Origin of the sequence: Kitasatospora sp. NPDC094016 (assembly GCF_040304045.1) — a bacterium.
Lineage (GTDB): Bacteria > Actinomycetota > Actinomycetes > Streptomycetales > Streptomycetaceae > Kitasatospora.
Genome location: NZ_JBEOUK010000037.1, coordinates 26421 through 39433, shown reverse-complemented (window position 1 = coordinate 39433; position 13013 = coordinate 26421). Strand labels below are relative to the sequence as shown.

At 72.4% G+C, this 13013-nt stretch carries 11 protein-coding genes; 1 reads left to right on the top strand and 10 read right to left on the bottom strand.

The features are described from left to right. Positions 1-95: 95 nt before the first annotated feature. The 9 genes from ABT015_RS28090 to ABT015_RS28050 all read right to left on the bottom strand — a co-directional run bounded on the left by ABT015_RS28090 (position 96) and on the right by ABT015_RS28050 (position 10154). The gene (locus ABT015_RS28090; protein ID WP_350883858.1) at positions 96-2750 is read right to left on the bottom strand and encodes a glycoside hydrolase family 31 protein; all 2655 of its coding nucleotides are present in this window, start codon (positions 2748-2750) and stop codon (positions 96-98) included. Positions 2751-2902: 152 nt separating this feature from the next. Beyond that, complete coding sequence (locus ABT015_RS28085; RefSeq protein ID WP_063351631.1) at positions 2903-3694, bottom strand: carbohydrate ABC transporter permease; 792 nt, start codon at positions 3692-3694, stop codon at positions 2903-2905. 44 nt (positions 3695-3738) lie between these two features. Continuing rightward, positions 3739-4668: a carbohydrate ABC transporter permease gene (locus ABT015_RS28080; RefSeq protein ID WP_350883856.1), complete on the bottom strand. Its 930-nt coding sequence runs from the start codon at positions 4666-4668 to the stop codon at positions 3739-3741. A 43-nt stretch (positions 4669-4711) separates the two neighbouring features. Then, on the bottom strand, positions 4712-5983 hold the full coding sequence (locus ABT015_RS28075; protein ID WP_350883854.1) for an extracellular solute-binding protein: 1272 nt from the start codon (positions 5981-5983) through the stop codon (positions 4712-4714). A 217-nt stretch (positions 5984-6200) separates the two neighbouring features. Next, complete coding sequence (locus ABT015_RS28070) at positions 6201-6959, bottom strand: DeoR/GlpR family DNA-binding transcription regulator (RefSeq protein WP_350883852.1); 759 nt, start codon at positions 6957-6959, stop codon at positions 6201-6203. Positions 6960-7075: 116 nt separating this feature from the next. After that, a complete protein-coding gene (locus ABT015_RS28065) occupies positions 7076-7963 on the bottom strand; it encodes an SAM-dependent methyltransferase (protein ID WP_350883850.1) in 888 nt (295 codons plus the stop codon). Between the two features lie 209 nt (positions 7964-8172). After that, complete coding sequence (locus ABT015_RS28060) at positions 8173-8706, bottom strand: EF-hand domain-containing protein (protein WP_350883848.1); 534 nt, start codon at positions 8704-8706, stop codon at positions 8173-8175. A 156-nt stretch (positions 8707-8862) separates the two neighbouring features. Beyond that, complete coding sequence (locus ABT015_RS28055; protein WP_350883846.1) at positions 8863-9135, bottom strand: hypothetical protein; 273 nt, start codon at positions 9133-9135, stop codon at positions 8863-8865. Then, a complete protein-coding gene (locus ABT015_RS28050; protein WP_350883844.1) occupies positions 9132-10154 on the bottom strand; it encodes a GlxA family transcriptional regulator in 1023 nt (340 codons plus the stop codon). The genes ABT015_RS28055 and ABT015_RS28050 overlap by 4 nt, the downstream gene beginning before the upstream one ends. A gap of 165 nt (positions 10155-10319) precedes the next feature. Between ABT015_RS28050 and ABT015_RS28045 the strand changes: the two genes are divergently transcribed. Then, complete coding sequence (locus ABT015_RS28045; protein ID WP_350883842.1) at positions 10320-10910, top strand: isochorismatase family protein; 591 nt, start codon at positions 10320-10322, stop codon at positions 10908-10910. A gap of 51 nt (positions 10911-10961) precedes the next feature. Here the strand turns inward: ABT015_RS28045 and ABT015_RS28040 are convergent, their stop codons facing one another. After that, positions 10962-12926: a glycoside hydrolase family 5 protein gene (locus ABT015_RS28040; RefSeq protein WP_350883840.1), complete on the bottom strand. Its 1965-nt coding sequence runs from the start codon at positions 12924-12926 to the stop codon at positions 10962-10964. Positions 12927-13013: the final 87 nt, after the last annotated feature.

Here is a 13013-nt window from a genome sequence, read left to right as displayed (position 1 = left end):
TGCCCCGGACACGACGGCCCCGGACACGACGGCCCCGGAACGCCGCAGGGCCCCCTTGCAGCGGTTCGCGAGGGGGCCCTGCGGCGTCCGGCCGGTCAGCGGCCGCCGTGGATCAGTTCGACGGAGAAGCCGTGGTCGGTGGCGACGGTGGGCGTTTTGACCTGAGTGACCCCGGTCGCGGCGTCGTAGTACCAGCCCGAGGCGGCCGAGTCGAGCGCCGCCGCGGAGTCCAGCCGGGGCAGCGGTCCGCCCTGCGTGACGACCAGGCGCGGGGTGGGCTTGCCGTGCACGGTGAAGCGGTACCCCCGCTCGGCCGGCTTTCCGGTGTAACTCCCCACGCTGGCACCGACCTTGACGACGGTGACCGGCCCGTGGGCGCGGACGTCCACCCGCTGGGTGGCCGAGGCGCCGGCGGCGAAGCCGCGGGTGACGCCGTCGTCCTCGTACAGGGTGTAGGAGGAGTCGCCCTGCGGGTAGAGGTCGTAGTCGAGCCGGGTGCGGTCCCGGTTCTCCCAGGACAGCGTGCCCTCGGGCCACATCGGCACGATCGAGCCGCCCTTGACGAACAGCGGCAGGGTGTCCAGCGGCGCGGAGTAGCCGTTGATCGTGGTGGGGCCCTGGTAGGTGCGCCCGGTCCAGTAGTCGGTCCAGGTGCCCTTGGGCAGGTAGATGCCGTCGCGCACCGAGGTGTCCGAGTAGACCGGTGCGACGAGGAAGTCCGGCCCGGCCAGGAACTCGTACGTGGCGTTCGGGCCGAGGGCCGCCGGGTCGTCCGGGTACTCCAGGGCGAGCGGACGCACCGCGCCGATGCCCGTCCTGGTGGCCTCCGCCGACAGCGTGTACATGTACGGCAGCAGCCGCTCCTTCAGCTGGAGGTACTTGCGGTTGATCGAGGTGTAGGGCTCGCCGTCCAGCCAGGGCTGCTGGTCGCGCTGCTCCTTGCCGGCCATGTCCCTGGCCCAGCCGTCCATGGTCATGATGGCCGGGAGGAAGGACTTCCACTGGAGGTCGCGGGTGTACATCTTCGGGTCGCGGCGGTAGATGGAGCCGACGTCGCCGGTGTTGTAGGCGATGCCGGACATGGTGGCGCCGGCGTAGGTGGGGATCTGCCAGCGGATGTAGTCCCAGGACAGGCTCTGGTCGCCGCTCCACAGGACGCCGCAGCGCTGGGCGCCGGCCCAGGAGACGGGCAGCCAGACGAAGCCGCGGGCGTTGCTGCCGTCCTCGATGCCGGCCTTGGCCTGGTCGCAGGCGTTCAGCGCGAAGTCGTAGCCGTTGCCGACCCAGGCGACGTCGAGCTTGCGCACCAGCGCGCCGGCCTTGACCTCGGCGGCCTGGTCGGGCAGGCCGTTCTGGGTCCAGAGCCCGAGCTGGGCGTGGTCCTTGCGCAGGCCCTCGCCGGTCTGGGCGAGGTTCTCGTAGCCGCAGCCGTAGCCGTCGTTGACGAGCATCCAGCCGAGCGGCATCTGGTTCTGCACGTAGCCGTCGGCGACCTTGAGCGCCTCGGTGGTGTGGCGTTCGCCGCGGTTGGCGTTGTGCAGGTAGCAGTCGGAGTCGCCGGGCTCCAGACCGTAGACGGGCGGCATGAAGGGCTTGCCGACCAGGGTGGTGTACTTGCCGATCACCGACTTGACGTCACCGGTGAAGTAGTAGGCGTCCAGGCGCCGTTCCTGCTGTCCGGTGCGCACGGGCGAGCCGAAGTCGTAGGTGCCCGGCGCGAAGGTGTTGCGGAAGACGCCGTAGCCGGCGGTGGAGATGTAGAACGGCTGCGAGTTGTTGTAGCCGCCCTCGTTCCAGTTGGTGCTGTTGGCGACGTGGACGGTCTTGTCCCGGTGGGAGAAGGAACCGTTCTGCTCGCCGCCGCCGAAGAACTGCTCGTCGGCGCCGCGGACCAGGCTCTGCCGCAGCCCGCTGGTGGACCAGCGCAGCGGGGCGTCCTCCTGCCAGACGGCGGTGCGGTTGTCGGCCTTGTACAGGCCGAACCTCAGGGGGTGCTTGTAGACCCTCAGCACCTGGCCCTTGGAGCGGATGCCGTAGTAGTCGCCGGCGTCGAACGACGAGGTGCTGCGCTGGAGTTCGGGCTGCTTGCGGATGATCGTGCTGCCGGCCGGGTCGGTGAGCACGCCGTCCGGGGCGGCGCGCAGCCGCAACTGGTCGTCGGCGAGGAAGTCGACCTTGGCCTTGAGGGTGCCGGCGGCGATGTCGTAGCTGCCCTGGCCGCCGGAGAAGGAGGTGAGGTTTCCCGCGTCGGCGGTCTGCGGCAGGTAGGCGCGGCCGGTGAAGGAGCCGCCGTGCACGTCGTAGGGGACGACCAGGACGTGGTAGGTGCCCGAGGCCTTCGGGATGACGGTCGCCTCGGGGTTGGCGGTGCCCGCGCTCTCGGCGACCTCCTTGCCGTTGGCGTCGTAGATGTAGAGGTCGAAGTCGTCGGTGGGGTTCTGCCACTGGATCGAGAGCGGGACGCCGCCCTCGGGGTTGTCGTCCCAGTAGCCGGCGGGCGCGTCGACGGTCAGGTCGAAGCGGCCGCAGACCGTGCCGTCCGGGTCCTGGGCGGCGGACGGGCAGGAGGAGGCGCCGCCGAGGGTGCCCTTGGCGTACGTGGGGCTCTGCCAGGTGGTGCTCTGGTGGCTGCCGTCGAGGACGGCGGAGCCGGGGGTGGCGGCGCGGGCCGGCAGGGTGGGCCCGGCCACGGCGGCGATGCTGGTGAGGGCCACGGTGAGGGCGGCCCGGCGGAGGCGAGGTCGTACCAAGCGCACGGTGTGTTCTCCCGTCGGATGAGCAAGAGATGTTCACTTACTGCGCGAAGCTGCTTGAACATGGGGGAATACAAGCAACATTCACAGTTGTGGCCGGTCCATGTCAATGGCAGGGTCGCCGTTCCCGACGCCCCGGACGGCCGGGGCTACTTGACCGATCCGGCGGTCAGCCCGGAGACCACGTGGCGCTCGATGACGGCGAACAGCACCACGACCGGCACGATCGCGACGACCGATCCGGCGAACAGGTAGTTCCACTCCACGGTGTAGTTGCCGATGAAGCCGTTGATGCCGACGGTCAGCGGCTGGCTCTCCGGGGCCGTCGACAGGGTCAGGCCCATCACGAACTCGTTCCAGGCCGAGATGAAGGTGAAGATCACCGCGGTGACCACGCCCGGCATGGCCAGCGGCAGCACCACCCGGCGCAGCGCCCCGAGCCGGCCGAGGCCGTCGAGCAGCGCGGCCTCCTCCAACTCGACCGGGATCGAGCCGATGTAGGCGGTGAGGATCCAGACGGCGAAGGCCAGGTTGAAGGCGGCGTTGCAGAGGATCAGCGTCCAGACCGAGTTGAGCATGTCCAGCTGGTAGAACTCGCGGTAGAGGCCCACCAGCAGCGAGGTCGGCTGGAACATCTGGGTGACCAGCACGAGCAGCAGGAAGAGCTTGCGGCCCCGGTACCTGAACCGCGCGGTGCAGTAGGCGGCGGGCAGCGCGACCAGCAGCGCCAGCACGGTGGAGCCGCCGGCGACCAGCAGGGTGACCTTGAGGTTGGCGCCGAGCGTCGACTCGCGCCAGACGTCGACGAAGTTGGACCAGGCGGGGTGGTGCGGCAGGTAGCCCGCGTCGCGCAGCTCGTCGGCGGGGCGCAGCGCGGTGACGGCCATCTCCAGGTACGGGAGCAGGAAGACCGCCGCCAGCAGCCAGGCGGCCGCCGCCATGACCAGGGTGCGGGGCCGGATCCGGCGGGTGGCCGGGCGGGCCGTCAACGCTCCTCCCCGTTCCAGCGACCGACCTTGAGGAAGACGAGCACCATGAGCACCACCAGGGCGAAGTTGACCACCGACATGGCGGCGGACTCGCCGATGTCGGTGTTCTTCAGCTGGTACATGAACACCGTGCTGGTGGCCGTGGCGCTGCCGGGGCCGCCCTGGGTCATGCCCCAGATGACGGGGAAGGAGTTGAAGACGTTGATCAGGTTGATCACGAGGCCGACCAGGAAGGCCGGGCGCAGCAGCGGCAGGGTGATCCTCCGGTAGGCCTGCCACGGGGAGGCGCCGTCCACCCGGGCCGCCTCGTACAGCTCGCCGGGGACGGTCTGCAGGCCGGCGAGCAGGGTGTAGGTGGTGAACGGCAGCGAGACGAAGACGGCGACGAGGACCATCCAGGGCCAGGCGGTCGACGGGTCGCCGAGCCAGTCCCGGGGGCCGTCGACCAGGCCGAGGTCGGTCAGCGCGGTGTTGAGCACGCCGGCCGTCCGGTCGAGCATCCACCGGAAGCCGATGGCGGTCATCAGGACGGACGCCGCCCAGGGGGCGATCAGGGCCCAGCGGGCGAACCTGCGCCCGGGGAAGCGCTGGTTGAACAGCTGGGCCAGGCCGAGCGAGAGCGCCATCGTCAGGCCGACGACGGCCACCGTCCAGACCACCGTCGAGAGCAGCACCCGGCCGAGGTCGGCCTCGCCGAAGAGCTTGCGGTACTTGTCCAGCCCGGCGGAGCCGCGGACGAACCCGCTGGTGCTGATGCGCAGGAACGAGGTGCGGACCATCTCGTAGACGGGCCACAGGACGACGGCCAGGATCAGCAGGACGGCCGGGGCGATCCACGGCAGCGGTCCGAGCCGGCCGGGGCCGGAGCCCGTCCGGGCGGGCCGGCCGGGCCCGGGGGCTCGGGGGGTGGGGGAGTCGAGGGACACGGCGGTGCCTTTCGGACGGGGCGCGGGCCGGGGCGGGCGTGCCCTACTTGTTCGCGACGGCGTCCCGGGCCTTCTTCTGCAGGTCGCCGAGCACCTTGGCCGGGTCCCCGGTGACGGCGGTGCCGATGCTCTTCTTGAGCTCGGCCGAGACCGCGTCCCAGGTGGTGTTGCCGAGCGGGTAGAAGACGGCGTTCGGCAGGAGGGCGAAGAACGGTTCGAGGTCCTTGTGCTTGCCGCTGGCGGTCATCTCGCGCAGGGTGCTCTGGGTGACCGGCATCAGGTTGTAGGTCTCGTCGAAGGCGAGCGTGTTGTCCTTGGAGTACGCGAAGTCGAGGAACTTCCTGATCTGGTCGCGGTGGCCGTTCTTCTTGAAGGCCATCGTCCAGTCCGCGACGCCGAGGGTGGAGGCGAGCGGGCCGGTCCTGCCGGGGATGGGCGCGACGCCGTAGTCGACCTTGCCGTCCTTGGCCATCTGGATCAGCGAGGGGTGGCCGTCGGCCATGGCGGCCTTGCCCGCGGCGAAGTCGGCGAAGGCGGTCTTGCGGTCGGTGGTGGCCGGGTTGGCGTAGGTCAGGCCGGGGTCGACGAGGTTGGTCTTGAGCCAGCGGAAGGTGTCGACGTCGGCCTGGCTGTCGATGGCGTACGTGCCGTCCTCGGCGGTGGGGCCGCCGCCGTTGCCGAGCTCCCAGATCATGCTCTCGCCCTGGGCCTCCTCCGGGCCGAGCGGCAGCGCGTACGGGGTGACCCCGGGTGCCTTGGCCTTGATCAGTTCGGCGTCCTTGCGCACCTCGTCCCAGGTGGTGGGCGGCTGGGTGATGCCGGCCTGCTGGAAGACGGCCTTGTTGTAGAAGAGGGCGCGGGCGGAGGAGACGAACGGGATGCCGTACTGCACGCCGTCGACCCGGCCGGCCTGGGCGAAGCTCGGGATCAGGTCGGCCCGGGTGCCGGCGGACAGGACGTCCTCGGCCTTGTAGAGGAGGTCGTCGGCGACCTTGTCGGCGTAGCCCCCGGTCTGCAGGACGTCGGGGACGTTGCCGCTCTGGATCATCGTCTTGACCTGCTTGTCGATGTCGTTCCAGTTCATCACCTGGACGTCGACCTTGATGCCGGGGTTGGCCGCGGTGAACGCGGTGGCGACGCCGTTCCAGTAGGCCTTGGAGCTGTTGGACTCCTTCTCGCCGTAGTCGGCGGCGACGAGTTTGAGTGTCACGGCGCCGTTCGGGGAGGACCCGCCGCCAGTGCTGCCGCCGCACGCCGTGAGGGCGAGCGCGCCGACGGCGCAGGCCGCCCAGAGGGTCCGTACACGTGTGTTCACCGCAGTTACCGCCTTCGTACGCCGCTTGATCCTAGTTGCTTGAAGAGCGCTGGTTCTGAGCAGATTCGAAAGAGCGTGGCGTCGGGCAGTATTCACGAGGCGGACCGGCGGGGTCGAGGTGTCGCCCGGATGTCGTTATCGGACCGTTGCATGACAACTGGCGGGGCGACAGCGAGCCCGGCCGGTCCTCCCCGGCCGGGCACCCCGCGTGAACAGGTCAGACGCGCGCGACCCGGACCCCGCAGGCGGCGATCGCCTTCTCCTGGGCCGGGGTGGCCTCGTCGTCGGTGACGAGGTCGTGCACCTCGGCGAGCGGGCAGATCTTGGCGAAGGTCACCCGGCCGATCTTGGTGCTGTCCGCCAGGACCACCGACCGCGCGCTGGCGTGCAGGAACGCGCGGTCGGTCTGGGCCTCCATCTCGTCGTGCGTCGTGCAGCCGTCCTGCGCGGTCAGGCCGTCCACCCCGATGAACGCGAGGTCCAGGTGGTACTGGGCGAGCATCCGGTCGGCGGCCGGCCCCACCAGCTCGTAACTCGTGGTCCGGGCCAGGCCGCCGACCACCACCAGGCGGACCTCCGGCCGGACGATGAGGTCCGCCGCGATGTTGACCGCGTTGGTCACGATGGTGATCCCGCCGCGCTCGGCCAGCACCCGGGCCAGCTCGCTCGTCGTCGTGCCGCCGGTCAGGCCCACCACGGCGCCGTCCGGCACCAGCCGGTCGGCCGCCAGCGCGATCCGCCGCTTCTCCGCCTGCCGCGTCCCGTGCTTGTGGCGCAGCGGCAGTTCGAGGTTGACGGCACCGGTGACCGCCCCGCCACGGGTGCGGTGCAGCAGGCCCTGGTCGTGCAGTTCCTGGAGGTCCCGGCGGACGGTGGCCGGTGACACCTGGAGGAGACCGGCCAGCTCGTGCACATCGGCGCTGCCCGCCTCGGTGATGTGGGCGAGGATCCGGGCGGTACGGTCGGCTTTGAGCATGGCCGCAGTCTAGGGCGTGTCCGTTGGATCACACCGGGCCCGTGTGGCGGCGGCCTGTGCGCAGAACCGAACACCGGGAGGGCCGGAGCCGGCCGGGGCAGCCCGGAGCGGGGGCGTCACCGGGTGGCGAAGACCCAGCGGTCGGCGGCGAAGGCGTCGTGGGGTTCGGGCCGGGGGCCGCGGCCGTAGTGGCGGGTGAAGTCGAACGGGGTGTGGACGGTGGTGGACCAGCCGCGCGCGGTGAGATCGGCGGCGGTGTCGGGGCGGGGCCCGGCGTCGAACAGGGCGGGCAGGTCGACGCCGAGCCGCTCGCGGGCGGCCGTGTAGACGGGGTTGTCGCGGACCGCCGCGGACACCGGTCCGAGCCTGGCCTCGTACGCCAAGGTGCTTCCGGCGGCGCCGAGTCGGTCGACGGCGGCCGCGAGCCGCTGTTCGGCGGCGGCGGGCAGGTAGGGCAGCAGGCCCTCGGCGAGCCAGGCGGTCGGCTCGGCGGACTGGAAGCCGGCCGCGGTGAGGGCGTCGGCCCAGTCGCCGCGCAGGTCGGCGGCCACCGGTACGCGGCGCGCCGCCGGCCGGGCGCCGGCCCGGTCGAGGACGCGCTGCTTGAACGCGAGGACCTCGGGCCGGTCGACCTCGAAGACGGCGAGGTCGGCGGGCCAGTCGAGCCGGAAGGCCCGGGTGTCCAGGCCGGCGCCGAGCAGGACCACCTGGCGGACGCCCAGGTGGGCGGACCACAGCAACTGGTCGTCCAGCGCCCTGGTCCGCAGGGCGAAGTAGCGGCCGAGCCGCCCCCAGAGCGGATCGGCCTCGCCGCCCGGGACGTCCCGGGGGTGGACCGGCCAGTGTGCGGAGGCCCGGGCGGCGCGCACGAAGTGCTCGGCGTGGGCGTCCCGGGCGAGGGCGTCGGGGCGGTGGGTCTCGATCGCGCGGGCGGCGGCGACCATCAGGGCGGTCGGTCCGACGCCCTCGTCGACGCCGGCACGGGGGCGGGCGGCGGTGGCCATGGTCCCTCCTGGTGTTCGGACTTCGGGAAGCCGCGGCCAGGTCCTGTCCGGCGCGATCGGCCGGACAGGACCTGGCCGGCGGACCGGTCGTGGGTGGTGGCGCGGGCGCCGTGGGCCCGGTGCGTGAAGCGCGGGACGGCGTCGCCAGGCAGGAGCGGGGCGGCGACGCCGTCGCTCAGCCGATCCGGGCAGGTGCGCCTCGGGGGAGATCAGGCGGCCGGTCGGCCCACCAGCAGGTCGCCGGGGATGCCGGCCTTGTCCGGGGCGTAGTAGTCGCGGATCCCGGCGGCCCAGACGGCCACCGTGATGCGGTCCTCGGGGGTGGGGCCGAAGGCGTCGAAGAGGGCGTGGATGTTGGCGTGCTCGAAGCCGATCGCGGTCATCAGCGCCACGAACAGCGGGCGCTCGATCAGGCCGTCGCCGTCCGGGTCGCCGAGCGCGGCCAGGGCGTCGGCGAACTCGTCGGCGGTGGGGCCGAAGCGCTCGGGAGAGAGGACGAAGCCGCCGAACTCCTCGCGGCTGATCACGCCGTCGCCGTTGGTGTCCAACTCGCTGACCAGGGTGGTCCAGTAGCGCCGGAAGGCGGCGCGGATCGCGGCCTTCGCGGCGTCGTCCGAATCGGCGGCGGCCGCGACCACGCGGGCCGTCATCAGGTTGAAGTCGTCGACCTCGACGATGCCGTTGCGGTTGGCGTCGAACAGGGAGAAGACGAGGTCGATCCGCCGGGTGGCCTCGGTGGGCATGTGTCGCTACCTCTTTCCGTGGGTTCACGCGTGTCCGCGGGTCCACGCGTTCCGGTGGGACCGGATGGTGTGCGTCCGATCGGTCTCCCCACTATCGGCCACCCGGGTCGGGGCGGATGAGTCATGATCGAGTTCTTCACCTGATGGAGTGAACTATCATCGTTCGAAAGCCAGTTGGCGCACAAACGGACCCGCTCGGGCCGCCGGGGCGGCCGGCCGCCAGTCGGCGGGGCCGGTGGGCGGGAGGTGCCTGGGCAGGCCGGGCGTCCAGCGCCTGGTCCCGTCGGGCAGGACGGCGAGGGCCTCGACGCCGGGCCGCCGGGCGGCCCAGGGGAGCGCGCGGTCGGGGCCCATCGCGAAGGCGGCGGTGGGCCGGGCGCACGGCGGCACGGTGGACGCGGCGAGCCGGCCGGGGCGCACCGTGTTCACGGTCCGGCTGCCGCTCTGGCCTGGAGCGTGGGTGTGGTGGTGCGGAAGCGGTCGCGGTACTCGGTCGGGGTGGTGTCGAGTCGGCGGCGGAAGGCCCGGACCAGGGTGTCGGTGGTGCCGAACCCGCAGTCGGTGGCGACGCGTTCGAGCGTGGCGTCGGTGGATTCGAGCTGGTGGCGGGCGAGCTCGACCCGGGCCGACTCGATGTAGGCGCTGGGCGTGGTGCCCAGTTCGGCCTTGAAGATCCGGGTCAACTGCCGTTCGCTGACGTGGGCGTGGGCGGCGAGATCGGGGACGGTGAGCCGGCCGGTGAGGTTGCGCAGGACGTGGTGGCGCAGCTCCTCGACCCGCCGGGTGGTGGAGACGGGTTCCAGCGGGACACTGAACTGGCTCTGGCCGCTGGGGCGTTTGAGGTACATCACGAGCTGGCGGGCGACCCTCAGCGCGAGCTCCTCGCCGAAGTCCTCGGCGACCAGGGCGAGGGAGAGGTCGAGGCAGGCGCTGATGCCCGCGCCGGTCCAGACGTCGCCCTCGCGGATGAAGATCGGGTCGGCGTCCACCTCGATCTCCGGGTACTCGGCGGCCAGTTGCGCGGCGGTCGACCAGTGGGTGGTGGCGCGCTTGCCGTCGAGGAGCCCGGCGGCGGCGAGCAGGTGCGCGCCGACGCAGACCGAGGCGATGCGGCGTGAGCGCCCGGCGAGGGTGCGCACCCGGTCGACCACGGCCGGGTCGGTGCGCGGGTGGACCCGGTGCGGGCCGTCGACCTCGACGGCGCCGGGCACCAGCAGGGTGTCGATGGCGCTCGCGGCGGCCTCGTCGAAGGTGAGGTCGGGCAGGATCCGCACGCCGGCGGCGGTGGTGACCGGGTCCGTGGTCGCGGCGGCGAGGACGACGCGGTAGCCGGTCGCGTCGCCGGTCTCCCGCCGGACGAGGGAGAACACCTCGGGCGGTCCGGTGACGTCGAGCAGGTCGACGCCCTCGAACAGGACGATGACGATCAGTCGTTGTTCGGCGCCCACGGCCCCACCTGCGCTCTCTTCGTGCTCTCTCGATGTCGGAATCTGCAGGTTAGATGGCATTGCCGACATCCGGTGGCCGATCGTAGCGTTCCGGGGGTGGGCCGCCGCGGCCGTCGCAGTCGCCGCCCGCCCTTACCCGTGTACCGAACCGAAGGTGGTCCCCCCATGCCCACGACGACCCTGCGCGCCCTGAACGGCCTCGACGAGACGCCCGCCACGCTCGCCGCGTCCACGCTGATCCTGATCGACTACCAGAACACCTACGTGCGCGGCGTGATGGAGCTGGAGGGCTGGCGGGAGGCGCTGGACGCGGCCGCGGCCCTGCTCGCCCGGGCGCGTGCGGCGGGTGCCACGGTCATCCACGTGATCAACGACGGTGGCGCGGGCACCCCGTACGACGTCCGTGCCGAGATCGGGCGGATCCACCCCGCCGTGGCGCCGGTCGAGGGCGAGGCCGTGGTCGTCAAGCAGGCCCCGGACGCCTTCGTCGGTACCGGCCTGGGCGCCCTGCTCGACGAGGCCGGCCACCAGGACGTGGTGGTCGCGGGCTTCATGACCCACATGTGTGTGGCCTTCACCGCCGCGGGTGCCTTCCTGCGCGGCAACCGGCCGACCGTCGTCGCCGACGCCTGCGCGACCCGCCCGCTCGCCTCGGCGGGTACCCGGGTGACCGCCGCCCAGCTGCACCGCAGCGCCCTGGCGACCATCGGCGACCTGTACGGCGTGGTCGTGGAGTCCCAGGCCGCGCTGAGCTGAACCGTTCCCGCCGGGGCCCGGCCCGCCGGCCGGGCCCCGACAGCGGCGGTGTCAGGCCAGCGGGCGGCAGAGCAGCGCGTCCGGGACGCCGGCGTGCAGCCAGCGCCAGGTGAAGGCGATCCCCGCGACGTACTCGTTCGAGGCGCACTGCCCCTTGTAGGCCCCGGGCGCCCAGTCGCTGGCCGCGGAGTCGGCGCCGGTGGTGACCGGGGGCCGGTTGTCGCCGTGGTCGAACCAGAGCACCCGGCCGGTCGCGGCGGGCGGCGCGGCCGCGGCCGGGGCGCAGAGCAGGGCGGCCATCGCGTCGGCGTGGACGCTGTAGCCGACCGCGAACCGGCCGTCCGGGCACTGGAGCTTGTCGTAGCCGGGCGCCCAGTCGCCGCCGGTGACGTAGCGCTCGTCCGTGACGGTCGTCCAGGCGTCCGGCCCGGTGGCGGGCTGCCCGGCGTCGGTGCACAGGCCGCGGCCGTCACCGCGGCCGAGGCCGATCAGACGCTGGCCGTCCGGGCAGTTCCCCTTGCGGTTTCCGCTGCTCCAGTCGGGCAGGGCCAGCATCCGCCGGGAGGCGTTCTGGTCGGCGTGGTCGAGGTCGAGCAGGTTCCAGCGGGCGGCGGCCGGCACCCGGCCGGTGTACCCGGGGGCGGCGACCAGCCGGTTCCAGTACGCGGCGCGCCAGTCGCCCGGGTCCTCGACGCTCAGCCGCCGGCCCGCCCGGTCGTAGTGGAGCAGTGCCCAACTGTCCTGCGGTACACCGTCGTTGTGCCACCCGACCAGCGGCCAGACGGCGAAGTCGGTGTCGTGCTCGGCCAGGATCGCGGTGAAGCGGTCGAACCAGTCCTGCTCCTTGGCGTCGGTCGGGCCCCGCCCGCCCGCGCCGAACTCGCTGATCCAGACCGGGGCGGTGAAGTGCTGCCCGGCGCGGGTGACGAAGAGCGCCTCCTCGTCGACCACGGCAGCGAGTTGACTTGGCGTCAGATCCTGGTAGCGGGGATCGCCGGTGGCGCCCGGACCGCTGCCCGCGCCGGTGTTGGCCGAGCCGGTGTACCCGTAGAAGTGCACCGAGTACACCAGTTTGCCCGAGTCGATCAGGGTGTGGGAGAGCGTGGCCACCGGCTTGAGCATCGGGCGGCCGTGCGGCAGGCCCGCCAGCGGGACGCCCTGCCAGTTGATGCCCTCCATGATGATCAGCAGGTCGGGGGCGGCCTGGAGGATCCGGTTGCCCGCCTCCTCGAAGGCGGCGTACGCGTCGTGGGCGTCGCCCAGGCCCCAGTTGGGGTCGTCCCAGGTGTCGCGGCGGACCTCGTTGCGCAGGTCGGCGCCGACCACGCGCTTGTCGGCCCGGTACCGGTTCACCATGAACAGCCAGTCCTGCTCCCACGTCTCGGTGGACTGGCCGCTGTTCCACCGCTCGTTGCCGTCCAGGCCGCAGCAGAACCGGTACCCGGTGGTGTGGTTGTTGAGGATCACCGCGAACCCGTCGGCGGTGAGCGCCGCCACCACCGCGTCGTACACCTCCAGCGGGGTGCGGCCGCGAAGCCCGGGGTTGGCGGCGACGGCGGCGTCCGGGACGGCGGCGGTGTCCCGGATCATCGCGTCCGCGAACGGCAGGCGGACGCTGTTCAGCCCGAGGCTGTGGAAGCCCGCCAAGATCTCGGGCAGCGGCGCCCGGTCGAGTCCGAGCGGCAGGTTGTACGAGACCTGGCCGGCCTGGTTGTTCGCCGGATCGGTGGTCGAGCCGCTGCCCTGCCAGGTGCCCTGCGCGCCGGACCAGTTGCCGGACTTCAGCTTGAACCGGTCGCCCGACGCGTCGACGACGTACCGCCCCCGGGTGCTGAGCGGCCCCGCCCAGGAGGCCGCCAACTGCGCGCCGCTGAGCGGCACCGGGGCGGCGGTGTCGGTGGCGGCGGCCGGAGAGGTGGCCCCCGCAGGGGTGGTCGCAGGAGTGGCCACCGCCACAACGAGCAACGCGGACAAAGCCGTTGCTGCGGACAGTACGCGGAGCGCGAGTCTTCTCATGAGGGTCCCCGGCGGTGAGGGTGGGCGGGTGTCCGTACACGGTCACCCGGGATCCTGGCACAGCCGCGCCCCGCCCGGCAGTCCTCC